This is a genomic window from Gammaproteobacteria bacterium, assembly GCA_015709695.1.
Classification (GTDB): Bacteria; Pseudomonadota; Gammaproteobacteria; order Steroidobacterales.
The window spans coordinates 757,515-781,342 of record CP054183.1; the positions used below are offsets into that span (position 1 = coordinate 757,515).

The window sequence follows — 23,828 nt, forward strand, 5'->3', positions numbered from 1 at the left end:
CGCATGGATACCCAGGCACTCAACCTCGTACCGATCGTGGTCGAACAGACCGCGCGCGGCGAGCGCTCCTACGACATCTACTCCCGCCTCCTGAAGGAGCGCGTGGTGTTCATGGTCGGGCCGGTGGAGGACTACACCGCCAACGTGGTGGTTGCGCAGCTGCTGTACCTCGAGTCCGAGAATCCCGACAAGGACATCCACCTCTACATCAATTCGCCGGGCGGCTCGGTGAGCGCCGGCCTTTCCATCTATGACACCATGCAGTTCATCAAGCCCGACGTCGGCACCATCTGCGTGGGCCAGGCCGCCAGCATGGGGGCTGTGCTGCTGGCCGGCGGTGCCAAGGGCAAGCGTCACTGCCTGCCGCACTCGCGGGTGATGATCCACCAGCCCCTCGGCGGCTTCCAGGGCCAGGCGGAGGACTTCGACCGCTATGCCAAGGAGATCCTGCAGACCCGCTCGCGCCTCAACGACATCCTGGCTTCGCATACCGGGCAGCCGCTGGAACGCATCGAGAAGGATACCGACAGGGACTACTTCATGAGCGGCGAGGAAGCCGCGGCGTACGGCATCATCGACACGGTGCTGGCGCGGCGTGCCACGGTCGACGTGCCAGGCAGCGGCCCGGCCTGAGGCCATTATCCGGAAACGCGACTTGCGTGCTTTGCGCCGGTTGCTCGGTGCGTGATATATACCGGCAGGAAGCCGGGACGTTGGCGCCGGCCAGCTGATTGGCCGGCGACACTGGAACCGAGGGTGATATGTCGAACGAGACGCGCGGACGAAACGACGACGGCAAGCTGCTCTATTGCTCGTTCTGCGGCAAGAGCCAGCACGAGGTCCGCAAGCTCATTGCGGGCCCGTCGGTGTTCATCTGCGACGAATGCGTGGAGCTCTGCAACGACATCATCCGCGAGGAGCTCGAGGACCGCACGGAGCAGCGAGGCACGAAGCTGCCGAAGCCGCACGAGATCAAGGGTGTTCTTGATGAGTACGTCATCGGCCAGGAACGCGCCAAGAAGGTGCTCTCGGTCGCCGTCTACAACCACTACAAGCGCCTGGAGAGCCGCTCGGGCGAGGGTGGCAAGAAGGACGTCGAGATATCCAAGAGCAACATCCTGCTGATCGGTCCGACCGGTTGCGGCAAGACGCTGCTGGCGGAAACGCTGGCGCGGCTGTTGAACGTGCCGTTCACCATCGCCGATGCGACCACGCTCACCGAGGCAGGCTATGTCGGCGAGGATGTCGAGAACATCATCCAGAAGCTGCTGCAGAAGTGCGACTACGATGTCGAGAAGGCCCAGACGGGCATCGTCTATATCGACGAGATCGACAAGATCTCGCGCAAGTCGGACAACCCGTCGATCACCCGGGACGTTTCCGGCGAAGGTGTGCAGCAGGCACTGCTCAAGCTGATCGAGGGAACCGTTGCCTCCGTGCCGCCGCAGGGCGGCCGCAAGCACCCGCAGCAGGAGTTCCTGCAGGTCGACACCACCAACATTCTCTTCATCGTCGGTGGCGCGTTTGCCGGCCTGGAGAAGATCATCCGCAAGCGGTCCCAGACTGGCGGCATCGGTTTCGTGGCGGAGATCAGGAGCAGCGCCGATGAACCCAGCATCGGCCAGCTGCTGACTGATGTCGAGCCTGAGGACCTGATCAAATACGGGCTCATCCCGGAGTTCGTGGGCCGGCTGCCCGTGGTCGCGACCCTGGACGAACTGGACGAGAAGGCGCTGGTCAGCATCCTCGTGGATCCACGCAATGCGCTGACCAAGCAGTACCACAAGCTCTTCGAGATGGAGGGCTGCGAGCTGGAATTCCGTGATGACGCGCTGCGCGCCGTGGCGCAGAAGGCCATGCAGCGCAAGACCGGTGCCCGCGGCCTGCGCACCATCCTCGAAAGCGTGCTGCTCGATACCATGTACGAGCTGCCATCCATGACCAGCGCGCGCAAGGTGGTGGTCGACGAGGCGGTCATCCTCGGCGAGACCCGGCCCTACGTGATCCACGAGTCCGACGAGACCGCCGCGCCCAGGCAGGCCGTCGAGGACGAGCGCCTGCGCGCCGGCTCCGGCCGGTCCTGATCTACCGGGCAGGCTCCGCCACGATGGCGGGGCAGCATTGATTCCAGGGATGATGGAGAGGCAGATGTCCGAAGACCAGCCGCAGTTCCGCAAGAGCGTGCCGATCCTCCCGCTGCGCGACGTCGTGGTCTATCCCCACATGGTGATCCCGCTGTTCGTGGGCCGCCAGAAGTCGATCGTCGCGCTGGACATCGCCATGAATGCCGGCAAGCAGATCCTGCTGGTGGCGCAGAAGCAGGCAGATGTCGATGACCCTGGCCTGGGCGATATCTACGCGGTTGGCACCCTGGCGACAATCCTGCAGCTGCTGAAGCTGCCCGATGGCACCGTCAAGGTGCTGGTGGAGGGCGGCTCGCGGGCACGGCTACTGGAGTGCTACGCCGGCGAGCACTTCGCCGCCGACATCGAACTGGTCGCCGATGACGGCAGCGTCGAGGCCCGGGAACTCGACGTGCTCCGGCGCTCGATCGTCTCCCAGTTCGAGAACTACGTGAAGCTGAACAAGAAGGTGCCGCCGGAGATCCTGACGTCACTCGCCGGTATCGACCAGCCGGGCCGCCTCGCCGACACCGTGGTGGCCCATATGTCGCTGAAGCTCGAGGCCAAGCAGAAGGTGCTGGAGATCAACGGTGTGCGCGAGCGGCTCGAGCACGTGCTCGGCCTCGTGGACACCGAGATCGACATGCTGCAGATCGAGAAGCGCATCCGCGGCCGTGTCAAGCAGCAGATGGAGAAGAGCCAGCGGGAGTATTACCTCAACGAGCAGATGAAGGCGATCCAGAAGGAACTCGGCGACATGGAAGATGCGCCGAACGAGATCGCGGAGCTGGAACAGAAGATCGCCAGGGCCGGCATGTCGCAGGAGGCGCGCGACAAGGCCACCTCGGAGCTCAACAAGCTGAAGATGATGTCGCCCATGTCGGCCGAAGCCACCGTGGTGCGCAATTACATCGACTGGCTGGTCAAGTCGCCCTGGCGCAGCCGGACGAAGATCAACCGCGACCTGCGCCATGCGGAAGCCGTGCTGGAAACCGATCACTACGGCCTGGAGAAGGTGAAGGAACGCATCCTCGAGTACCTTGCCGTCCAGCAGCGCGTGCGCAAGACCAAGGGGCCAATCCTCTGCCTGGTGGGCCCGCCGGGTGTCGGCAAGACCTCGCTCGGCCAGAGCATTGCCCGCGCAACGAACCGCAAGTTCATCCGCATGTCGCTGGGCGGCGTGCGCGACGAGGCGGAGATCCGCGGGCACCGCCGCACCTATATCGGCTCGATGCCTGGCAAGATCATCCAGAACCTGGCGAAGACCGGGGTACGCAACCCGCTTTTCCTGCTGGACGAGGTCGACAAGATGTCGACGGATTTCCGCGGCGATCCGTCCTCCGCCCTGCTGGAGGTCCTCGATCCGGAGCAGAACGCCACCTTCAACGATCATTACCTCGAGGTTGACTTCGATCTCTCCGACGTGATGTTCGTGTGCACCGCCAATACGCTCAATATCCCGGCGCCATTGCTCGACCGCATGGAAGTCATCCGTATCCCCGGATACACGGAGGACGAGAAGCTCAACATTGCGCGCAACTACCTGATACCCAAGCAGATGAAGGCCAACGGGCTGAAGGAGCGCGAACTGGTCATCGGTGACGCTGCCATCCGCGATGTGATCCGCTACTACACCCGCGAATCCGGCGTCCGCAACCTCGAGAGGGAGGTTGCCAAGATCTGCCGCAAGGTCGTCAAGAGCCTGTTGCTCAAGCCCCGTGAAGGCCAGATCCAGATCGGCCCGCGTGGCCTGGACAAGCACCTTGGCGTGCGCCGATTCCGCTATGGTCGTGCCGAGGAAACCAGCCAGGTCGGTCAGGTGACCGGCCTTGCCTGGACTGAGGTTGGTGGTGAGTTGCTGACCATCGAGGCCGCGGTGGTGCCCGGCAAGGGCAAGCTCATCCATACCGGTCAGCTTGGCGACGTCATGCAGGAATCCATCCAGGCGGCCACCACCGTGGTGCGCAGCCGCGCCAGGGTTCTCGGCATCGATGAGGATTTCCACCAGCGTTTCGATCTTCACGTGCACGTGCCGGAAGGAGCGACCCCGAAGGATGGGCCCAGCGCAGGCGTCGGCATGTGCACGGCGCTGGTCTCGGCGCTGACGGGCATCCCGGTGCGCGCGGATGTTGCCATGACTGGCGAAATCACGCTGCGCGGTGAAGTGCTGCCGATCGGTGGCCTCAAGGAGAAGTTGCTGGCTGCACACCGTGGCGGCATCACCACCGCGCTCATCCCCAAGGACAACGAGAAGGACCTCGCTGAAATCCCGAAAAACATCAAGGACAAGCTGCGGATAATTCCGGTGCGATGGATGGACGAGGTGCTGCAGTTGTCACTGCAGCGGCTGCCGATGCCAAAGTCGGCGGATCCCGCGCCTTCCGGGGAAGCACCGGCGAAGAGCGAGGCCGGCTCCGGCGAGGTGCGCGCGCATTAGCGGCGGGCCGGTCGCTTTGGTTGACAGCGGTTTTTCGGCCTTGGTATAAGATTGCGGACCTCACCGGTCGCGGCGCTGCCTGTCTGCAGCGTGTTTCCTGCCAAGAACCCGCGTTGCCTGGACATGCGCGAAGGAATCGGCATCGGCCGGTGGGTGTGTTCGGGGGACGTCGCCGTGATCGGTGGCGTGCGGTTCCAGGGCAATCGTCGCGTTAAGGAATTTTCCATGAACAAGGGTGATCTGATCGATGCCGTTTCCGGCGAAGCCGGCCTGTCCAAGGCCGATGCATCGAGGGCGGTCGAGTCCGTGATTTCGGCCATTACCAGGGCGTTGAAGGACGGCAATCAGGTCTCCCTGGTCGGGTTCGGTACCTTCACCGTGAAGACGCGTGCTGCCCGTACCGGCCGCAATCCCCGCACCGGGGACGCCATCGAGATCCGGGCCAGCAGGATTCCCGGGTTTCGCGCTGGCAAGGCCCTGAAGGATGCCGTAAACTAGCGCGCCTTTTTCGGGTAATGCCAGGATTGCTGATCGCCTGGCAGACTCCGGAGCGGGTGTGTGACCGCGCCAGCGCTGGGACGGCGTTCTGCTGCAGCGGCAAGCCGACCGGGCGTCTGCGCGCCACGGGCGGGTGCTTAGCTCAGCTGGAAGAGCGTCGCCCTTACAAGGCGAAGGTCGGGGGTTCGAGACCCTCAGCACCCACCAGTTTCGCGGAGTGGTAGTTCAGCTGGTTAGAATACCGGCCTGTCACGCCGGGGGTCGCGGGTTCGAGTCCCGTCCACTCCGCCAGCCCAAGAAGAGACGGGCGCCACCCGTGGCGCCCGTTCTTTTTTCCAACTGTAGAATGCACATTCCGGCCGAAAGGCCCGCCCAGGGCGCCGCGATTGCCGCGGGCGCAGCTTGCCCATACTGGAGTCACCATGCTGCAGAACATTCGTGACCGCTTCACTGGTGTCATGGCGCTGATCATCATCGGCGGCATCGGCGTGGCGATGGTCATCGGCCTCGTCAATACCGAGACCGGCATGCAGGGGCGCGAATCCGCGGCCTCGGTGAACGGCGAGGAGATCGCCCTCACCGACTACCGCGAGGTGGTGCAGCAGCAGGTTTTGCAGCAGGAGCAGCAGACGAGGTCGGACATCCCGCCGGCCGAGCGGGCGCAGATCGACCGCAACGTGCTGGAGGGCATGGTCCGCAACCGCGTCGTTGCCCAGTACGTGAAGGCCCAGGGATTCCGGGTCGGCGATGCGCGGGTCGCCGAGCAGATCCGCACGCTGCCGGTATTCCAGGTGGGTGGCAAGTTCTCGCCGGATGGCTACCAGGCTGCACTGGCCAGCCAGGGCGTTTCGCCGGCGGTTTTCGAGGAAGAGCGGCGCGTTGCCATGGAGATCGAGCAACTGCAGGACGGTTTGCTGGACAGCGCGTTTTATACGCCGGCGGAGTTTCGCCGTTTCGTCGTCCTCGAGGGAGAACGTCGCCAGGCCGCTTACGCGATCATCGATGCCAAGGCCCTCGCCGCTGGGGTAACCGTCACCGACGCCGACATCAAGGCTTACTACGACGCGCATCCCGACCGCTTCGAGTCCCGGGAGAGCGTGTCCCTCGACTATGTCGAGGCCAAGCCGGCGGAGATCCCGCCGGCGGCCGAGCCCACCGAGGCAGAGCTGCACGCCAGCTACGATGCCAACCCGGACCGCTTCCAGACCGCCGAGCAACGGCGCGCACGCCACATCCTGATCGCCGTGGCCAAGGGCGTCGACGATGCGGCTGCTGCCAGCAAGGCGGCCGATATTCGCGCACGCCTGGAAAAAGGCGAGGACTTCGCTGCGCTCGCCCGCCAGTATTCGGATGACTCCGGATCGGCTGCCAACGGTGGTGAACTTGGCTGGGCAGGCAAGGGAACCTATGTCGGGCCATTCGAGGAGGCGCTGTTTGCGGCCCGGCCTGGCGAGATCACGCAGCCCGTCAAGACCGAGTTCGGTTACCACATCATCCAGCTCGAGGAAGTGCGCCCGGGGGTCCGCCGGTCCTTCGATGAGGTCCGCTCCGAGCTGGCCGAGGAGGCTCGACACAAGGGCTCCCAGGACCGGTTCTTCGAGTTGACCGAGAAGATGGATGACGCGGCCCTGCAGAATCCGGGCAGCCTGGAAGCAGTGGCGAAGGCCAGTGGCCTGCCGATCAGGCATGTGGCCGAATTTACCCGCAGCGCCGGCGGCGAGCCGTTTGGCGCGAACCGGGCGGTCATCGATGCTGCATTCAGCGGGCGGGTGCTGGAGGCTGGCGAGAACAGCGCGCTGGTGGAGGTCGGCGACGGCAGTGCGGTGATCCTGCGGGTCACCGAACATCGACCGGCGAAGCTGCGGCCGCTCGAGGAAGTGCGTGCGCAGGCAGAGGCCGGGGCACGTGCCGAGCAGGCGGCTTCGCTCGCCGCCGAACGTGGACGGAAGCTCGTACAGGAGGCTCGGGCAGGCGGCGACTTCCGCACGCTGGTAGCAGCGGCAGGTACCACGCTGGTGGCGCCGTCAGAGCCCATGCAGCGCAACAGCCCGGCCGTGCCGGCGGAAGTTCTAGCGGCTATTTTCCGCGTGCCGCAGCCTGCGATGGAGCCGGCCGCAGCAGGCAAGACCAGCGCTGCCGCAAGCGGCAGCTACGACGGCCTGGAACTGCAGGATGGCAGCTATGCCGTGCTGCGCGTCGACGCCGTCATGCCCGGTCGGCCCGACGAAATCCCCCGTGAGCAGCGTGATGCCCGCAAGGCGGCCCTCGCACGGCAGACCGGGATAGGCGAGGTGACCGGCGTGGCAGTGGACCTGCGCAAGGCCGCCAAGGTGGTGGTGGCACCGGGCCTGTTCGACCAGCAGGACAATCCCTGACCCCCGGCTGCGGCCAGCCGGGGCACTCATGGCGCGTCCGGGACTGCACTGGCGCATCGCCCTGGCCGTGGGCCTCGGCGTGCTGCTCGGCGCCTGGCTGAAGCAGGGCGGTGGACCGGCTGCCCTGCCTCTCGCCGGTCTGGTGGCATTCGTCGCTGCCCTGTTCGTCAGTGCGCTGAAGATGGTCATGCTGCCGCTGGTGATCTCGGCCCTGATCGTCGGCGTCGCCAGCACCGGCTCGGGTCACCGGCTCGGCCGCCTCGGCCTGCGTACCATCACCTTCTTCCTGTTGACTACCATTGCCGCGATCGTCATGGGCCTGGCGCTGGTAAAGCTGCTCAGGCCGGGAATCGTCGATGGTCGCCCGGCCAGCGGCGTGCTCGCCCTGGAGGAATCCAGCGCCGACATGCCGGAAGAGCTCACCGACAAGGGTTTCGGCGATGTCTTCAATGTGTTCCTGGGAATCGTGCCTGCCAACGTGTTCAGCGCTGCAGCCACCGACGACATGATTGGCGTGATCGTCTTCTCGATGCTGTTCGGTGTATTCATGACGCGGGTCGAGCGCGACCTGGCAGAAACGCTGTTCCGCTTCTGGAGCGGCGTCCACCAGGTGATGCTGGGCATTACCGGCTGGCTCACGCAGTTCGCGCCCCTGGGCGTCCTGTGCCTCGTGGCACAGGCCAGCGCCAAGCTCGGGTTGGCCGCCGCCACACCGCTGCTGGCGTTTTCCGCTGTGGTGCTGATTGCCTTGGCTGGCCACGTGCTGCTGACCCTGCCGTTGCTGTTGCGGCTGTTCACGGGAGTCCGGCCGCTGGCGTTCTATCGCGCCATGATGCCGGCGCTGCTGACCGGATTGGCCAGCGCCTCGGCGCCGGTGACATTGCCCGTGACCATGCAATGCGCGGTGGAGCGTGCCGCCATACCCAACCGGGTCGCCAGCCTGGTCCTGCCGCTGGGTGCGGCCGTCAACCTCAATGGTACCGCCCTGTACCAGGCTGTGGCCGCGATGTTCCTGGCGCAGGCCTACGGCCTCGACCCCGGCTTTCCGGTGCAGTTTGTCATTCTGGCGATCGCGGCAGCGGCGTCGGTCGCTGCCCCCGGCATCCCCTACGGATCACTGGTGGCGATCTCGGTGATCCTGTCGACGATCGGTCTGCCAGCGGAGGCCATCGGCGTGCTGCTGGTGGTGGACCGGTTCCTCGAGATGGCGCGCACCGGCGTCGATGTGCTCGGTGGCGCAGTCTGTGCCGCCATCATCGCCCGGCTCGATGGCGGTCTCGCCGCCGAATCCTCGCCCGCGGAGGCGCTGCCCGGCTGACCTGCGGCGCTACTCGGGGCTCATGCCGATGACGTGGTAGCCGCCATCGACGTACAGCGTCTGGCCGGTGATGCCGGCTGCCAGGTCGGAGCAAAGGAAGGCGCCGGCATTGCCCACTTCCTCGATGGTGACGCAGCGTCGCAGGGGCGCGGTCTTGCCCATGTAATTGAGCATGATGCGCATGCCGCCGATGCCGGCGGCGGCCAGGGTCTTGATCGGCCCGGCCGAGATGCAGTTGACGCGGATGCCCGAAGGGCCGAGGTCCGAGGCCATGAAGCGCACATTCGCTTCAAGGCTCGCCTTCGCGGGGCCCATGACGTTGTAGTTGGGAATGGTGCGCACGGCCGCCAGGTAGCTCATGGTCAGCAATGCGCCGCCCGTCCTCAGCATCGGCCGGCCGGCCTTGGCCAGCGCGACGAAGCTGTAGCTGCTGATGTCCTGGGCAAGGCGGAATCCGTCGCGGGTCACCGTGTCCACGTAGCTGCCGGAAAGCTGCTCGCGCGGAGCAAACGCCACCGAGTGCACGATGATGTCGAACTGCTGCCACTCGCGCCGCAGGGTACTGAAGGCGGCATCGATCTGCGCATCCTCGGACACGTCCAGTGGCAGCACCAGGCGCGAGCCGGTCGCGTTGGCCAGCTCCTCGACCCGCTCCCGGAGCTTGTCATTCTGGTAGGTATAGGCCAGCTCCGCCCCTTCCCTTGCCATGGCCTCGGCGATACCCCAGGCGATGGAACGGTCGCTGGCGACGCCGACGATGAGCGCGCGTTTTCCCGTCAAGAAACCCATAGACCTGCTCTTGCACCCTGCAACCGGCGCTGATTGTAAGCCGGAGTCCGGCGATTCGTCACAGGAGGCTGGCTCCCCCGCGTCCGGTATCATAGGCTGTGAAGCGGGTTTCCGCATGACCGGGTGCCGCCCGGGTTGCGGGCCACCGGTCTCGAGGCGCATGACACAGATTCCCGCGTGGTTGAACACGCTCACCGGCCGCAATCTCCTGCGTGAGGAGGTGCGGCAGGTCCGGCGTGCACTGGAGAACGTTTTCGGCGACCAGCTGGTGCAGCTGGGCACCTGGGGCGAGCCCGGGATGTTCCGCCGCCTGGCGCGCACGCGCCGGGCCGCGGTGTTCAGTGCGCAGCCTTCCCCGGGCGTGGATGCCGTCTGCGCGGCGCACGCCCTGGCCATCACCAGCGCCTCGGTGGATGCCGTGTTCCTGCCGCATACCCTGGAACTGGAGGACGATCCGCATGCGGTACTGCGCGAGGTCGATCGCATCCTGCGTCCAGACGGGCAGCTGGTGGTACTCGGGTTCAATCCCTGGGGCTGGTGGGGGCTGCGCCATGCGCTCTCCCGCCAGGGGTTCCCACCCGGTTCCCAACGCATGATCTCCGACGGCCGCCTGTGCGACTGGTTGCACCTGCTCGATTTCAGGGTGCAGCACTCCGCCTTCTATTACTTCGTGCCGCCGGTGCTGCGCGGTGTGGTCCCCCGCCAGGGGCGACAGCTGCGCATGGAGGAGGGCGGCGTGCAGCCCGACTCCCCGGTGCGTCCGGCAGGACGCCGGCAGCGGCAGCAGTCGCTGCTCCGGCGCATCCCGGCATTGGCGGGTTGCTATGTTCTGGTGGCGCGCAAGCAGACGTTCATGGTCACGCCGATCCGCCTGGCCTGGCGGCGCCGGCCGGCACTGGTCGGCGGGCTGGTCAATCCGACCACGAGAAACGTCGCATGACCGAGGTGGAGATCCACACCGATGGCGCCTGCCGTGGCAATCCCGGCCCGGGCGGCTGGGGAGCTGTCCTGCGCTGGGGGGGGCATGAGAAGGAACTCTGGGGCGGCGAGCCCGCCACGACCAACAACCGCATGGAACTCACCGCCGCGATCCGTGCGCTCGAGGCGCTGCGCATGCCCTGCAGGGTGCAGGCCTACACCGACTCGGAATACCTGCGCCGGGGCATCACCGAGTGGCTGGAGCAGTGGAAGCGTCGCGGCTGGAAGACGGCGGACCGCAAGCCGGTGAAGAACGAGGACCTGTGGCAGCGCCTGGATGAGCTGGCCACCCGGCATGCCGTGAGCTGGCACTGGGTGCGGGGCCATGCGGGGCATCCCGACAACGAGCGTGCAGATGCGCTGGCAAATCGCGGCGTCGACGAGCTGCTCGGACTGGCAGCGGCGGGTGCCGCCGGCGATACCCGTGGTGATGCGGCTGGCCTGCGGGGGCGGTCGTCGTGAGGCAGGTTGTCCTCGATACCGAGACCACGGGGCTCGAGGTGGAGCAGGGTCATCGCGTCATCGAAATCGGCTGCGTCGAGATGATCAACCGGCGACGGACCGGCAACACGTTCCACCGGTACCTGCGGCCGGATCGCGACATCGACAGCGGTGCCGAGCAGGTCCACGGTATCAGCAGCGAGGAGCTGAGAGGCAAGCCGCGCTTCGCCGAGGTCGCCGGGGAGCTTCTCGAGTTCATCGAGGGTGCCGAGTTGATCATCCACAACGCCGAATTCGACATCGGCTTCCTCGACAACGAGTTGCGTCTGGCCGGCCGTACCGGCGACAGCATGCGCGCACATTGCCAGGTCCTCGATACGCTGCTGCTGGCGCGACGCCTGCACCCTGGCCAGCGAAATGGCCTGGATGCCCTGTGCAGGCGCTACGCCATCGACAATTCCGCCCGTGAGTACCACGGCGCATTGCTCGATGCGCAGCTGCTGGCCGATGTCTACCTCGCCATGACCGGGGGACAGGCAGCGCTGTCGCTGGATGCCGTACCGGCTGCCGCCAGCGCCGGGGCAGCGCCCTTGCGCTTCGACCGCAGCGGGCTGTCGCTGGTGGTGCGGCGGGCCGGCGCCGCGGAGCTCGATGCCCATGAACGCCTGCTCGACCTCCTGCAGAAGAGCTGCCCGCAGGGGGCCGCCTGGCGCGAACGCGGCGGATAGGGAATCCCCTTAACATATGCCAAGGCAGCGAACCGGGCCAGCCAGCGTGGGCTTCGTCGAGGACTGTGAAGGCTGTGCTGGCCAGGCCAGCGGCACGCAGCCAGAATAGCCTCCTCCGGGCAGGCGTCCCGGGCCGCCCGCGAACAACGAGAACCACGTGGGCAGGCACCTTGGCCTCATCAAAGTGAACGAGAACACATGCTGGACCTGGACAAGCTTGATCAGACCCGTGTCGCCATCATCGGCCTGGGCTATGTAGGCCTGCCACTGGCCATCGAGTTCGGCCGCCACTACGACACCGTCGGTTTCGACATCAATGCGGCGCGGGTAGCCGAGCTGCAGGCGGGCCGGGATTCCACCCTGGAAGCGAGCCCCGAGGAACTGGCGGCAGCCCACCGGCTGCGCTACACCACGGACCTCGAGAAGCTGCGCGACCGTGATGTCTTCATCGTCACCGTGCCGACGCCCATCGACGATGCCAAGCGGCCAGACCTCGGTGCGCTGATGAGTGCCAGCCGCACGGTCGGCAAGGTGCTGAAGAAGGGCGCCATCGTCGTCTTCGAGTCCACGGTGTATCCCGGGGCAACCGAGGAAGACTGTGCACCGATCATCGAGCAGGTGTCGGGCCTGAAGGCGAACCGCGATTTCTTCCTCGGCTACAGCCCGGAGCGCATCAATCCCGGCGACAAGGAACACCGGCTGACGACGATCCGCAAGATCACCGCCGGCTCGACACCGGAGGCAGCCGCCTTCATCGACAGGCTGTATGCCAGCATCATCAAGGCCGGCACCTACCGGGCCTCCAGCATCAAGGTGGCGGAAGCGGCCAAGGTGATCGAGAACACGCAGCGGGATGTCAACATCGCGCTCATCAACGAGCTGGCGCTGATCTTCAACCGCATGGGTCTCGATACCATCGAGGTGCTGGAGGCAGCCGGCACCAAGTGGAATTTCCTGCCTTTCCGCCCCGGCCTGGTGGGCGGGCACTGCATCGGCGTCGATCCCTACTACCTGACGCACAAGTCGCAGCAGATCGGCTACCATCCGGAAATGATCCTGGCCGGCCGGCGCATCAACGACAACATGGGCCTGTATGTCGCCTCGGAGGTGGTCAAGCTCATGGTGAGGCGCGGCAAGAGCCTGCCGAGCTCGCGCATTCTGGTGCTGGGCTTCACCTTCAAGGAGAACTGCCCCGACGTGCGCAATACCCGCGTCGTCGACGTGGTCCGCGAACTGCGCAGCTACGGCGCCACCGTGGACATCCATGACCCCTGGGCCGACGGTGCGGCGGTGCACGAGGAATACGGCATAGACCTGCTGCAGGCGGCGCCGCAGCCAGGCCGCTACGATGCCATGGTGCTGGCGGTTGCCCACAGGCAGTTCCGCGAGCTGGGGGTCGCCGCCATCCGCGCCCTGGGCGTGGCCGATGCCGTGCTGTACGACATCAAGAGCATGCTGCCGGCGGACCAGGTGGACGCACGCCTGTGACGGCCTGCCGACGGATCAACCCATCATGAAGATACTGGTCACCGGCGCCGCCGGCTTCATCGGCATGTTCGTCTCCCGCATCCTGCTGGAGCGGGGTGACGAGGTCGTCGGGCTCGACAACCTCAACGAATACTACGACGTCAACCTCAAGCGTCATCGCCTCGAGCTGCTCGGCAAGCTGCCCGGCTTCAGCTTCGTGAAGCTCGATCTGGCCGATCGGGCCGGCATGGAGACGCTGTTCCGCGAACAGCGTTTCCAGCGCGTGGTGCACCTGGCGGCACAGGCCGGAGTGCGCTACTCCCTCATCAACCCCCATGCCTACATCGACAGCAACCTGGTGGGCAGCTTCCACGTCATGGAGGGCTGCCGGGCCAACGGCGTGGAACATCTCGTGTATGCCTCCACCAGTTCGGTGTACGGCGCCAACACGCACATGCCGTTCTCCACGCATCGCGCCGCCGACCACCCGATCTCGCTGTACGCCGCCACCAAGAAGGCCAGCGAGATGATGGCGCACAGCTACTCGATGCTGCATCGCCTGCCGACTACGGGGCTGCGGTTCTTCACGGTGTACGGCCCCTACGGCCGTCCCGACATGGCGCTGTTCCAGTTCACGCGCAACATCCTCGATGGCAAGCCGATCGATGTATTCAACTTCGGCCGTCATCGACGTGACTTCACCTACGTCGATGACATCGCCCAGGGCGTGGTTCGTGCCATGGATCGCGTGGCGACCGCGGATCCGGCATGGAACGCCGATGAACCGGATCCGGCCCGCAGTTCGGCGCCCTACCGCCTGTACAACATCGGCAACAGCCAGCCCGTGGAGCTGATGCGCTACATCGAGGTGCTCGAGGAGTACCTCGGCCGCAAGGCCGAGAAGAACCTGGTGCCCATGCAGGCGGGCGACGTGCCCGACACCTTTGCCGACGTGGAGGACCTCATCACAGAGGTCGGCTACCGGCCGGCTACCCCCGTGGAGGTGGGTGTGGCACGCTTCGTCGAGTGGTACCTCGCGTACTACGGGATCCGCCGCGACGGTTGACGGCGGGCGGGGCGGCCTTGCCGGCGGCTGCGGCTGGCGGCCAGGCATCATCGGTGCATAGCGGCTGGAGAGAAGCGGGACATCATGCGTGTAACAGTTCATGGCACGGGCTATGTCGGCCTGGTCACGGGCGCCTGCCTGGCAGAGGTGGGCAACCATGTCACCTGCGTGGACATCGACGAGTCCAAGGTGGCGGCCCTGCGCCGCGGCCAGGTGCCGATCTACGAGCCGGGGCTGGAAGACATCGTGCGCCGCAACTTCCAGGCCGGACGCCTCGCCTTCACCACGGATGTCGCCGTCGGCGTGCGCCACGGGCCCTTCCAGTTCATCGCCGTGGGCACCCCCAAGGACGAGGATGGCTCGGCCGACCTGAGTCACGTGCTGACGGTGGCGCGCGCCATCGCCGCCGGCATGGACGACTACAAGGTGATCGTCACCAAGTCGACGGTACCGGTGGGCACAGCCGACAAGGTGCGCCAGGCGGTGGGCGAGGTGCTGGGACGGCGCCAGGCGCCGCCGCCGTTCGATGTGGTGTCGAATCCGGAATTTCTCAAGGAGGGCGCCGCGGTCGGCGACTTCATGAAGCCCGACCGCATCATCATCGGCTCGGCGAGTGCCCGGGCCACGGAACTGCTGCGCGCCCTGTACGAGCCATTCAGCCGCAACCACGACAAGCTCATCGTCATGGATGTGCGCTCAGCGGAGCTCACCAAGTACGCGGCCAATGCCATGCTGGCCACCAAGATCAGCTTCATGAACGAGCTGGCAAACATGGCCGAGATCTGCGGTGCCGATATCGAGCAGGTGCGCGTCGGCATCGGTTCGGATCCACGAATCGGCTTCGAGTTCATCTATCCGGGATGCGGCTACGGCGGCTCGTGTTTTCCCAAGGACGTCAGCGCCCTGATCCGTTCGGCCGAGGAGCACCGCTTCGAGATGCAGCTCGTCAAGGCGGTCGAGGACGTCAACGACCGGCAAAAGCGCGTGTTGTTCACGAAGATCTCGGAGTTCTTCGGCGGCAAGCTGCAGGGACGCACCGTGGCCCTCTGGGGCCTGGCCTTCAAGCCCAACACGGATGACATGCGCGAGGCCTCCAGCAGCGTGCTCATGGAGCAGTTGTGGGCAGCGGGCGCACGGGTCCGCGCCTATGACCCCAAGGCACAGCAGGAGGCACGCCGCATTCATGGGGAACGCCCCGACCTGGTCTACTGCGGATCGGCCTACGAGGCGGTGGAGGGGGCCGACGTGCTGGCAATCGTCACCGAGTGGCAGGAGTTCCGCAGCCCCGATTTCGAGCTGCTGCGCCACAAGCTGGCGGCCGGCGCCATCTTCGATGGCCGCAACATCTACGATCCGGAAATGGTCCGGCGCATGGGACTGCGCTACTTCGGCATCGGCCGCAGCGCGCCAGCCACCTGAGCACGGGGCCGCACGCCTGCCGCATGCAGATCGTCCCCGTCATCCTCTGCGGCGGATCCGGCACCCGGCTCTGGCCCCTGTCGCGATCGCTGCTGCCCAAGCAATTGCTGGCGCTGCACGGCACGGGCACGCTCCTGCAGGATACCTGGCAGCGGGTGCAGGACCTCGGGCCCGGCTGCGAGGCACCGCTGGTGCTCTGCAACGAGGCCCACCGTTTCATGGTGGACGCGCAGCTGCGCAAGGCGGGTGCCAGCCCCCGTCTGATCCTCGAGCCGGTCGGGCGCAATACGGCCCCGGCCGTGGCGGCCGCGGCGTTGCGGGCCGCGGCGGAGCAGGATGGCGAGCCGCTGCTGCTGGTGCTGCCATCCGATCACCTGGTCGCTGATCCGGCTGCGTTCCAGGCGGCGGTGCGCAGCGCGCTGCCGGCGGCGATGGCCGGCGAACTGGTGACCTTCGGCGTCGTGCCGGAGCGTGCAGAGACCGGCTATGGCTACATCCGCGGAGCAACCGGCGGCCCCGGCCCGCGTCGCATCGAGGAGTTCGTCGAGAAGCCGGATCTGGCCACGGCCCGGGGCTTCGTCGCCAGCGGACGGCACTTCTGGAACAGCGGCATGTTCCTCTTCGGTGCTGGTGCCTATCTGCGCGAGCTGCGGGCATTCGCCCCCGACATCCTGGCCGCCTGCGAGGCGGCCGTGGCGGCCGGGCGCAGCGAAGCGACGACCCTGTGGCTGGACGACACGGCATTCCGCGCCTGTCGCACACAATCCATCGACTACGCGGTGATGGAGGCAACCACCCGCGGCAGCGTCGTGCCGCTCAGTGCCGGCTGGAGTGACGTGGGCTCATGGGCGGCCCTGCACCAGGCATCGGGGCAGGATGCGGCGGGCAACGTCACCGTCGGCGACGTGGTCGCCATCGATTGCCGGGATTCCTACCTGCGTGCCGAGAGCCGCCTGGTCGGCGTCGTGGGCCTCGAGGACTGCGTGGTCGTCGAGACCCGGGATGCGGTGATGGTGGCGCCGAGGTCGCGCAGCCAGGACGTGAAGCTGCTGGTGGAGGCGCTGGCCGGGGCAAGCCGCCCGGAAGTCGTGCTGGGGCGCGAGGTGTTCCGCCCCTGGGGCAGCTACGACAGCCTGGAGTCGCGGCCCGGTTTCCAGGTGAAGCGCCTCGCGGTGCTGCCCGGGGCGGTGCTGTCCCTGCAACTGCACCGGCAGCGTGCGGAGCACTGGGTGGTGGTATCGGGCATTGCCCGCATCACCCGCGACGACGAGGTCTTCGAGTTGCACCGCAACGAGCACACGTTCATTCCGCTCGGGGCGCGCCACCGCATCGAGAATCCCGGTACCGAACTGCTGGAGATCATCGAAGTGCAGGTGGGCGATTACCTCGGCGAGGACGATATCGTGCGCCTGGAAGACCGTTACGGTCGCCAGGGTCGCAGCGACTGAGTGCGTGGCGCCCGCCCTCGCCACGGTTTCCGGAACAGCGTCGATGACCGAGTCACTGAGCTGCTTCAAGGCCTACGACATCCGCGGGCGCATGCCCGACGAGATCAACGAGGACATCGCCCGCCGCATTGGCAGGGCGTTCGGCGAGTTCCTCGCCGCCCGCGAGGTGGTGGTGGGACACGACATCCGGCTTTCCGGGCCGGCACTCTCGGCGGCGGTATCGCGCGGACTCAATGAGGCGGGTACCGACGTCATCGACATCGGCCTCTGCGGCACCGAGGAGGTCTATTTCGCCACCTCGCACCTGGCTGCCGACGGCGGCATCATGGTCACGGCCAGTCACAATCCTGCCGACTACAACGGCATGAAGCTGGTTCGTGCGCAGTCGCGCCCGGTCAGTGGCGACACCGGCCTCGACGAGATCCGGCGAAGGGCGGCGCAGCTGGCGGGCGGCGAATCCGGCGCTGCGGCACATCGGGGCGGTGTGCGCCAGGCTGATCCCCGGCCCGCATACATCCGCCACCTGCTGGGCTACGTGGACCGGTCGAGCCTCAGGCCCCTGCGTCTGGTGATGAACGCGGGCAATGGCAGCGCAGGGCCGGTGGTGGATGCGCTGGAACGCGAGCTGCCGTTCCGGCTGACGAAGATCCAGCACCAGCCCGATGGACACTTTCCCAACGGGGTGCCCAATCCGCTGCTGCCGGAGAACAGGGACGCAACCAGCGCCGCCATCCGCAGCGCGGGCGCCGATTTCGGCGTCGCATGGGATGGCGACTTCGATCGCTGCTTCCTGTTCGATGAGCGTGGCTGCTTCATCGAAGGCTATTACGTGGTTGGCCTGCTGGCGGAGGCCATGCTTGCGGCGCACCCTGGCAGCCGCATCGTCCACGATCCACGGCTGGTCTGGAATACCGAGGATATCGTGCGGGCGGGCGGCGGCATTCCGGTGCAGAGCAAGACCGGCCATGCGTTCATCAAGGAGCGCATGCGCCGCGAGGATGCCGTCTACGGCGGCGAGATGAGCGCCCATCATTACTTCCGCGATTTCACCTACTGCGACAGCGGCATGATCCCGTGGCTGCTGGTGGCGGGCCTGGTGAGCAGCAGCGGGCAGCCGTTGTCGGCGCTCGTGGCGGAGCGCATCCGCCGCTACCCGGTCAGCGGCGAGATCAACCGGAAGCTGGCGAACCCCGCGGCGGCCATGGCCCGGGTCCGCGGGCGCTATGCGCCCGGAGCCGAGGCCATCGACGAGACCGATGGCCTCGGCATCGCCATGCGCGACTGGCGCTTCAACTTGCGGGCCTCCAATACCGAGCCGGTGGTCCGGCTCAACGTCGAGAGCCGGGGCGACGTGGCATTGATGGAAGAGAAGACCGCCGAGATCCTCGCGCTGCTCGACCAGCACTGATGCGTCGCGTCAGGCCGGCAGGTGACCCGGTGTGACGGTGTTCGGTGCGGGATCGGCGCCAGGTACCTACAATCACGGCGGGTACGACGGCCTGTGCCCGTAGCGGAGTCCAGTTTCTTGACAGCGATGAGTGCCAGCGGGTTGAGGCGAGCCGGCGGATGCCTGCTGGCGGGCGTGGGCCTGGCCTGGCTGCTGTCGGGTTGTCAGCCGACGCCGGAGCAGCTTCGCCAGCGTGCCGATGCGGCCATCGCCGATGGCGAGCCGCGCACCGCCGCGATTCACCTGAAGAGCCTGCTGCAGCTGCAGCCGGACGACGGCGCGGCGCGAGCGACTCTCGGCCGGGTCGAGTTCGTGCTGGGCGATGCCGAAGGCGCCGCAAAGGAACTGCGCCGTGCCATCGAACTCGGGGTCAAGGCGCCGGAGATCCGCCTGGTGCTGGTGGAGGCGCTGCTGGCCCAGCGTGACTATGCGCAGGCACTGCAGACGCTGGGAGACCTGCCCGACGCCGCAGGTGTCGATTTCCGCGTGCTGATGCTGGCGGGGCGCGCCGAGGAGGGCGCGGGCGCCAACGCCGCGGCCGAGGCGCGCTATCGGGCGGCCATGGCTGCCGCGCCGGGGCAGGCCGCCCCGGTGGTGGCCACGGCCGCGCTGATGTTCAAATCGGGGCGCATGGATGAAGGTGACACGCTGCTGGCAGCGGCACTGAAACTCGATGCGAATGACATCCCGGCCCGCATCCTGCGGGGTCGACGCATCGCCGCGCTCCAGGGTGCGGCGGCTGCGGCCAGCGACCTGCGCGCGACACTCGCCCTGGCCAGCAGGCCGGCCGACCAGGCCGATGTGCTGGCGCCGCTCGCCGAGGCGGAGTTCGCTGCCGGAGATCGTGCCGCGGCGGCGCAGTCTGTCGGGCAACTGCGCAAGATCGCCCCCAGTGCCCCGCTGACGCGCTACCTCGGCGCGCGCCTTCAGGCGGAGTCGGCCGACTATGCGGCAGCCATCCTCAGCCTGCAGCGCCTGCTCCGGGACGTGCCCGATTTCGCCGTCGCCGAGCGGCTGCTGGGGACGGTGCACTATCTCGATGGCAACTTCGAGCAGGCGGCCATGCACCTGTCGCGGGTCATGGCTGGCAGCGGCGCGGACCCGTTCCTGGTGCGTCTGCTGGCCGAGCTGCGCATCCGGCAGAACCGGCCACAGGAGGCATTGCAGGCACTGTTGCCGATCATCCGACAGGGGCCGGGTGCGGTCTTCGACCAGCGACTTCTGGGGCTGGCCGGCGAGGCGAGCCTGCGCCTGGGCGACAGCGATGCGGCCATCCGCTACTTCCGGCAAGGCAGCGCCGCGAATCCAGGCGACGCGCGCCTGCGTCTCGGCGAGATCAGCGCCCGGCTGGCGAGTGGCGATGTCACCGCCGCCAGGGCCATGCTGGCGGAAATGCCCGCTGCGCCGGAGACGCGCCTCGCGGTGGATTACCTGTCCGTCATGGCGGCGCTGCTCGAGGGGCGTGGCGGCGAGGCACAGGGCATTGCCGACCGCCTGGTCGCCGAGCACAGTGGTGCCGCCTGGGCGCAGATGCTCGCGGCGACGGTGCATCTCTGGCAGGGCGAGGACGCACCGGCCCGCAGCGGCTTCGAGGCGGCACTGCGACTGGAGCCGGGCAATCGCGAGGCCCTGCTGAACCTTGCGCGCCTGGACCTGCGGGAAGGGGCGGAGGATCTCGCCAGGGAGCGCCTGCGCAAGGTCATCGCCGCCGAGCCCGGTGACTTCAGGCCACGGATCATGCTCGCCGAGGCCGAGCTCTCCGCCGGGCATGCCGATGCCGCACTGGCCGAGGGACGCGCCGCGGTGCAGGTGGCGGCGGACTCGCCCGAGGCATTGAACCTCCTGGGTCGCATGGCCGCGGCCGCGGGTCGGCTGGACGAGGCACGCAACGCGTTCCTGCGCGTGACCGCCATCGACCCACGCAATGCCCGTGCCTGGCTCAACCTCGGTCGGGTCACGGCCACCTCGGGTGATGACGGGACCACGCAACAGGCCATCGACACCGCGCTGCGGCTTGCGCCGGGAGATGCCGCGGTGCTGCTGGCGGCTGGCGACATCCTTCTTTCATCAGGCAAGGCGTCTGCCGCCCTGCCGCTGTTCGAGCGCTCATTCGTGCTGGAACCCGGTGCTGCCGCGGCCATGCGCAGCTGTCGCGCGCGGATTGCCCTGAACCGGCAGCCGCCGTGCGAGCTGCTGGCCGGCTGGGTGGCACGTCATCCGACGGATGTCGCTGCCCGGTTGTTCAAGGCCAGCATACATCGCCAGCTCGGCGATACCCATGCCGCGGTGGCCGAGTACGAGGGCCTGCTCGCGGCCGTGACCGATCAGCCGGTTGCCCTCAACAACCTCGCCTGGCTCTATTTCGAAGCGGGTGACGCGCGGGCCGAGACGCTGGCCCGGAGGGCCCTGGAGGTGCAGCCGCGCTCCGCCGAGGCCATGGACACGCTGGGCTGGATACGGCTGCAGCAGGGAGATCGCAAGGGCGGCCATGAGCTTATTGCCGCTGCGGCACGCGGCAGCCCAGGCGATCCGGAGATCCAGTATCACCTCGCCTGGGCCCTGAACGCGACCGGGGATGCCGCCGCCGCGCGCCGCACGCTGGCGGCGCTGCTGGCGTCCGCGCCCAGCTTTCCCAGCCGCGGCGCCGCCGAAGCCTTGCAGCAGCGCCTCGGCACGGCAGCGGGCGGAGCCGGCTGATGCAGGTTCGGCAGCTGCAGGACCGCGCGGTGTATCCGCACTGGGATGCCTTCGTCGAGGATTGTGGCGATGCCAGCTTCTTCCATCTCGCGGGCTGGCGCGATGTGATTGCCGAGTCTTTCGGCCACCCGGTCCACTATCTCTACGCCGAGCAGGATGGCGCCGTGGCCGGTGTCCTGCCGCTGGTGCAGGTACGCAGCCGGCTCTTCGGCCACAAGCTGGTGTCGCTGCCCTTCTGTGTCTACGGCGGGCCGGCTGCCGCCGACGCTGCCAGCCGCGAAGCGCTGGTGGCGCAGGCAGGCGTGCTGGGCAGGCAGCTCGGGGTCGATTTCCTGGAGTTGCGCAACATCCGTCCTGCCGGTGACCTGCCGGTTTCCAACCGCTACGTCACCTTCCGTCGGGCGCTCGATGCCGATCCCGAGAAGAACATGGCGGCCATTCCGCGCAAGCAGCGCGCCATGATCCGCAAGGGTGCCGCCAAGGGACTGGTGCCGCGCTTCGATGCGCCACTTGGCGACTTCTTCCAGGTCTACGCGGAGAGCCTGCGCAACCTGGGTACGCCGGTGCTGCCCCGGCATTACTTCGAGCGCCTGCAGCGGGTCTTCGGCCCGCGTTGCCAGGTGATGACCGTCGGACCGGGTGCCCAGGCGCCGGCCGTCGCCGCGGTCATGAGCTTCTACTTCCGCGACGAGGTGCTGCCCTACTACGGTGGTGGCACCGATGCCGCACGCGAGTACCACGCCTACGACTTCATGTACTGGGAGCTGCTGGTGCACGCCCTCGGCCGCGGCGTGCGTGTCTTCGATTTCGGGCGCAGCCGGCAAGGCACCGGGTCCTACCGGTTCAAGACCCACTGGGGCTTCGAGCCGGCGCCCCTCGGTTACCAGTACGACCTGATCCGCGCCAGCGCCATTCCCAATGTCACGCCTGACAATCCCCGGTACCACACCCTGATCGGCCTCTGGCGCAGGATGCCGCTGCCGGTGACCAACATCATCGGCCCCTGGCTCGCCAAGGACCTCGGATGACGCTGCAGCAGCCGGTCCCGGGGCTGGGGCGGCTGCCGCCGCCGCTGCTGGTGGGACTGCTGGCTGGCGCGGTATTGCTGGCCTTCCTGCCAACCCTGGCGTCGATGGCGCGGGTATGGGCACGGTCGGACACCTTTGCCCATGGAGTCCTGATCCTGCCTGTCTGCGCCTGGCTGCTCTACCGGCAGCGTGCCGTGCTGGCCGCCACGGAGGCCCGGCCCTGCTGGTGGGGTCTGCCGGCGCTGCTGGCCTGCCTGGCCGGCTGGCTGATCGGCAGCCTGGTGCAGGCGGACGTGGTGCGACAGTTCGCCATGATGCTGATGATCCCGGCGCTGGTGCTGCTGGTCCTCGGCCCGGCGGTCCTGCGGGTGGCGAGCTTCCCCCTCGTGTTCGCGCTGCTGGCCGTACCCGCGGGTGAATTCCTCATCCCGCCGATGATGAACCTGACCGCCGATGGCAGCGCATGGATGCTGAAGGCTTCCGGCGTCCCGGTGTTCCAGGACGGCTGGCTGATCAGCATTCCGTCCGGCGACTTCCAGGTGGCCGATGCCTGCAGCGGCGTGCGCTACCTGATCGCTGCGGCAACGGCGGGGTTGCTGTTCGCGTATTTCTTCTATCGCGGCTGGAGAAAGCGTCTCCTTTTCATGGCGTTCGTCGTGCTATTCACAGTGATGGCGAATGTCCTGCGTGCCTATATAATCGTGCTGCTTGCGCACTGGAGCGACATGAGGCTCGCGGCGGGCGTGGATCACTTCATATATGGGTGGTTCCTGTTCTCGATCCTGCTGGTCGTGCTGTTCGGCGTGGGTTTGCGGTTTGCCGACACCGGGGCGATGCCGGTGATTGCCCCGTCGGCGCGCTTCGCAGGCACGCTCAGCCGGCGTCCGGCTGCCTTCCTGGCCAGTGCCGGTGCCGGTGGCCTGGTGCTGGCGCTGGGCCTGCTCGTTTCCACCCGCCTGGGCGCAGGTCCGGGTGGCGATGGGCAGCCCGCGGCCGCGGCGCTCCCGGCGAGTCTGGCCGGGGCGACGCTGACGGGAAGCGCCGATTCGCCGGTTTGGCTGGCGGCAGGGACGGGGTGGGCGGCCGAGCACCTGGCCTACACCGGGGCACCGGGCTTCGAGGTACACGTCTTCCAGGCCGGGAGCGGGCCAGGCGGGCGGGACCTCAGCTTGCTGCGTGAACGTCTGGCCGGCGACCTGGTGGTGCTGGTCGACGAACGGGAAGCCGCCGTGCCGTCGGCCGCCGGTCCGGTGCCGGTGCGCCAGATGCGGCTGCACGAGGGTAGCCGGGACCTCATGGTGGCCTACTGGTTCGACGTTGGCGGGGCACGAATTGCGAACCCGGTCACTGCAAAAATCGCGGAAGTCCGGACAATGATGCAGGGCGAGCATAAGAAACCGGCGCTGATAGCTGTGGCGCTCGATATCACAGGTCTCGACCGGCCAGAGGATTCCCTGCATGCGATCATCGCCGACCTGGCAGCCGCGCTGGCCGATTGCAGGCCTGCAGCGCAGCAGCCCGGCGTGGCGTGCGACCACGATTAGCCCGCCGCGGGCCGGGCGGCCTGTG

The 23,828-nt window shown here is 67.3% G+C and carries 18 protein-coding genes and 2 tRNA genes; 19 read left to right on the forward strand and 1 reads right to left on the reverse strand.

The genetic code is table 11. From position 1 onward, the window contains the following. Nucleotides 1-3: 3 nt before the first annotated feature. The 8 genes from clpP to HRU81_03555 all read left to right on the forward strand — a co-directional run bounded on the left by clpP (nucleotide 4) and on the right by HRU81_03555 (nucleotide 8,751). Nucleotides 4-633 carry an ATP-dependent Clp endopeptidase proteolytic subunit ClpP gene (gene clpP, locus HRU81_03520; protein ID QOJ33268.1) on the forward strand — a complete coding sequence of 210 codons (630 nt, stop codon included), beginning with the start codon at nucleotides 4-6 and terminating at the stop codon, nucleotides 631-633. Between the two features lie 128 nt (nucleotides 634-761). Continuing rightward, nucleotides 762-2,084, forward strand: a complete 1,323-nt coding sequence (gene clpX / locus HRU81_03525) for an ATP-dependent Clp protease ATP-binding subunit ClpX (GenBank protein ID QOJ31245.1) — start codon at nucleotides 762-764, stop codon at nucleotides 2,082-2,084. Nucleotides 2,085-2,148: 64 nt separating this feature from the next. Then, on the forward strand, nucleotides 2,149-4,560 hold the full coding sequence (gene lon / locus HRU81_03530) for an endopeptidase La (GenBank protein ID QOJ31246.1): 2,412 nt from the start codon (nucleotides 2,149-2,151) through the stop codon (nucleotides 4,558-4,560). Nucleotides 4,561-4,785: 225 nt separating this feature from the next. Further along, nucleotides 4,786-5,058, forward strand: coding sequence for an HU family DNA-binding protein (locus tag HRU81_03535; GenBank protein ID QOJ33269.1), 273 nt, complete (start codon nucleotides 4,786-4,788; stop codon nucleotides 5,056-5,058). A gap of 131 nt (nucleotides 5,059-5,189) precedes the next feature. Further along, nucleotides 5,190-5,265, forward strand: a tRNA-Val gene (locus HRU81_03540). Nucleotides 5,266-5,272: 7 nt separating this feature from the next. After that, nucleotides 5,273-5,349, forward strand: a tRNA-Asp gene (locus HRU81_03545). 131 nt (nucleotides 5,350-5,480) lie between these two features. Beyond that, the gene (locus HRU81_03550) at nucleotides 5,481-7,433 is read left to right on the forward strand and encodes a peptidyl-prolyl cis-trans isomerase (protein QOJ31247.1); all 1,953 of its coding nucleotides are present in this window, start codon (nucleotides 5,481-5,483) and stop codon (nucleotides 7,431-7,433) included. Nucleotides 7,434-7,461: 28 nt separating this feature from the next. Continuing rightward, the gene (locus HRU81_03555; GenBank protein ID QOJ31248.1) at nucleotides 7,462-8,751 is read left to right on the forward strand and encodes a dicarboxylate/amino acid:cation symporter; all 1,290 of its coding nucleotides are present in this window, start codon (nucleotides 7,462-7,464) and stop codon (nucleotides 8,749-8,751) included. A 9-nt stretch (nucleotides 8,752-8,760) separates the two neighbouring features. Here the strand turns inward: HRU81_03555 and HRU81_03560 are convergent, their stop codons facing one another. Then, nucleotides 8,761-9,540, reverse strand: coding sequence for an enoyl-ACP reductase (locus HRU81_03560; protein ID QOJ31249.1), 780 nt, complete (start codon nucleotides 9,538-9,540; stop codon nucleotides 8,761-8,763). Nucleotides 9,541-9,700: 160 nt separating this feature from the next. On the opposite strand from HRU81_03560, the gene HRU81_03565 reads away from it, so the two are divergent. From HRU81_03565 to xrtA, 11 genes are all read left to right on the forward strand, one after another. Beyond that, nucleotides 9,701-10,480, forward strand: a complete 780-nt coding sequence (locus tag HRU81_03565; GenBank protein ID QOJ31250.1) for a methyltransferase domain-containing protein — start codon at nucleotides 9,701-9,703, stop codon at nucleotides 10,478-10,480. Continuing rightward, nucleotides 10,477-10,980, forward strand: a complete 504-nt coding sequence (rnhA, locus tag HRU81_03570) for a ribonuclease HI (GenBank protein QOJ31251.1) — start codon at nucleotides 10,477-10,479, stop codon at nucleotides 10,978-10,980. The genes HRU81_03565 and rnhA overlap by 4 nt, the downstream gene beginning before the upstream one ends. Continuing rightward, nucleotides 10,977-11,687 carry a DNA polymerase III subunit epsilon gene (dnaQ, locus tag HRU81_03575; GenBank protein ID QOJ31252.1) on the forward strand — a complete coding sequence of 237 codons (711 nt, stop codon included), beginning with the start codon at nucleotides 10,977-10,979 and terminating at the stop codon, nucleotides 11,685-11,687. The genes rnhA and dnaQ overlap by 4 nt, the downstream gene beginning before the upstream one ends. 207 nt (nucleotides 11,688-11,894) lie before the next feature. Continuing rightward, complete coding sequence (gene tviB / locus HRU81_03580; GenBank protein ID QOJ33270.1) at nucleotides 11,895-13,175, forward strand: Vi polysaccharide biosynthesis UDP-N-acetylglucosamine C-6 dehydrogenase TviB; 1,281 nt, start codon at nucleotides 11,895-11,897, stop codon at nucleotides 13,173-13,175. Nucleotides 13,176-13,200: 25 nt separating this feature from the next. After that, on the forward strand, nucleotides 13,201-14,220 hold the full coding sequence (locus HRU81_03585) for an NAD-dependent epimerase (GenBank protein ID QOJ31253.1): 1,020 nt from the start codon (nucleotides 13,201-13,203) through the stop codon (nucleotides 14,218-14,220). An 84-nt stretch (nucleotides 14,221-14,304) separates the two neighbouring features. Continuing rightward, complete coding sequence (locus HRU81_03590) at nucleotides 14,305-15,639, forward strand: UDP-glucose/GDP-mannose dehydrogenase family protein (protein QOJ31254.1); 1,335 nt, start codon at nucleotides 14,305-14,307, stop codon at nucleotides 15,637-15,639. 23 nt (nucleotides 15,640-15,662) lie between these two features. Next, nucleotides 15,663-17,087 (forward strand): mannose-1-phosphate guanylyltransferase/mannose-6-phosphate isomerase, encoded by a 1,425-nt coding sequence (locus HRU81_03595; protein ID QOJ31255.1) that lies wholly within the window; start codon nucleotides 15,663-15,665, stop codon nucleotides 17,085-17,087. Nucleotides 17,088-17,130: 43 nt separating this feature from the next. After that, nucleotides 17,131-18,495, forward strand: a complete 1,365-nt coding sequence (locus HRU81_03600; protein QOJ31256.1) for a phosphomannomutase — start codon at nucleotides 17,131-17,133, stop codon at nucleotides 18,493-18,495. 141 nt (nucleotides 18,496-18,636) lie between these two features. Further along, entirely contained in the window at nucleotides 18,637-21,231 is a 2,595-nt protein-coding gene (locus tag HRU81_03605; GenBank protein ID QOJ31257.1) for a tetratricopeptide repeat protein, read from the forward strand. Beyond that, nucleotides 21,231-22,259, forward strand: a complete 1,029-nt coding sequence (locus HRU81_03610; GenBank protein QOJ31258.1) for a FemAB family PEP-CTERM system-associated protein — start codon at nucleotides 21,231-21,233, stop codon at nucleotides 22,257-22,259. Before HRU81_03605 ends, HRU81_03610 begins: the two co-directional genes overlap by 1 nt. After that, nucleotides 22,256-23,803, forward strand: a complete 1,548-nt coding sequence (gene xrtA, locus HRU81_03615) for an exosortase A (protein QOJ31259.1) — start codon at nucleotides 22,256-22,258, stop codon at nucleotides 23,801-23,803. The genes HRU81_03610 and xrtA overlap by 4 nt, the downstream gene beginning before the upstream one ends. Nucleotides 23,804-23,828 lie beyond the last annotated feature (25 nt).

What these genes read in the sequence shown, in the direction of transcription:
- clpX (QOJ31245.1), top strand. Translation starts at nt 762, where the DNA reads ATGTCGAACGAGACGCGCGGACGAAACGACGACGGCAAGCTGCTCTAT.
- HRU81_03555 (QOJ31248.1), top strand. Translation starts at nt 7,462, where the DNA reads ATGGCGCGTCCGGGACTGCACTGGCGCATCGCCCTGGCCGTGGGCCTC.
- HRU81_03560 (QOJ31249.1), bottom strand. Translation starts at nt 9,540, where the DNA reads ATGGGTTTCTTGACGGGAAAACGCGCGCTCATCGTCGGCGTCGCCAGC.
- HRU81_03600 (QOJ31256.1), top strand. Translation starts at nt 17,131, where the DNA reads ATGACCGAGTCACTGAGCTGCTTCAAGGCCTACGACATCCGCGGGCGC.
- HRU81_03565 (QOJ31250.1), top strand. Translation starts at nt 9,701, where the DNA reads ATGACACAGATTCCCGCGTGGTTGAACACGCTCACCGGCCGCAATCTC.
- HRU81_03585 (QOJ31253.1), top strand. Translation starts at nt 13,201, where the DNA reads ATGAAGATACTGGTCACCGGCGCCGCCGGCTTCATCGGCATGTTCGTC.
- lon (QOJ31246.1), top strand. Translation starts at nt 2,149, where the DNA reads ATGTCCGAAGACCAGCCGCAGTTCCGCAAGAGCGTGCCGATCCTCCCG.
- HRU81_03590 (QOJ31254.1), top strand. Translation starts at nt 14,305, where the DNA reads ATGCGTGTAACAGTTCATGGCACGGGCTATGTCGGCCTGGTCACGGGC.
- HRU81_03550 (QOJ31247.1), top strand. Translation starts at nt 5,481, where the DNA reads ATGCTGCAGAACATTCGTGACCGCTTCACTGGTGTCATGGCGCTGATC.
- HRU81_03610 (QOJ31258.1), top strand. Translation starts at nt 21,231, where the DNA reads ATGCAGGTTCGGCAGCTGCAGGACCGCGCGGTGTATCCGCACTGGGAT.
- HRU81_03535 (QOJ33269.1), top strand. Translation starts at nt 4,786, where the DNA reads ATGAACAAGGGTGATCTGATCGATGCCGTTTCCGGCGAAGCCGGCCTG.
- xrtA (QOJ31259.1), top strand. Translation starts at nt 22,256, where the DNA reads ATGACGCTGCAGCAGCCGGTCCCGGGGCTGGGGCGGCTGCCGCCGCCG.
- HRU81_03595 (QOJ31255.1), top strand. Translation starts at nt 15,663, where the DNA reads ATGCAGATCGTCCCCGTCATCCTCTGCGGCGGATCCGGCACCCGGCTC.
- clpP (QOJ33268.1), top strand. Translation starts at nt 4, where the DNA reads ATGGATACCCAGGCACTCAACCTCGTACCGATCGTGGTCGAACAGACC.
- rnhA (QOJ31251.1), top strand. Translation starts at nt 10,477, where the DNA reads ATGACCGAGGTGGAGATCCACACCGATGGCGCCTGCCGTGGCAATCCC.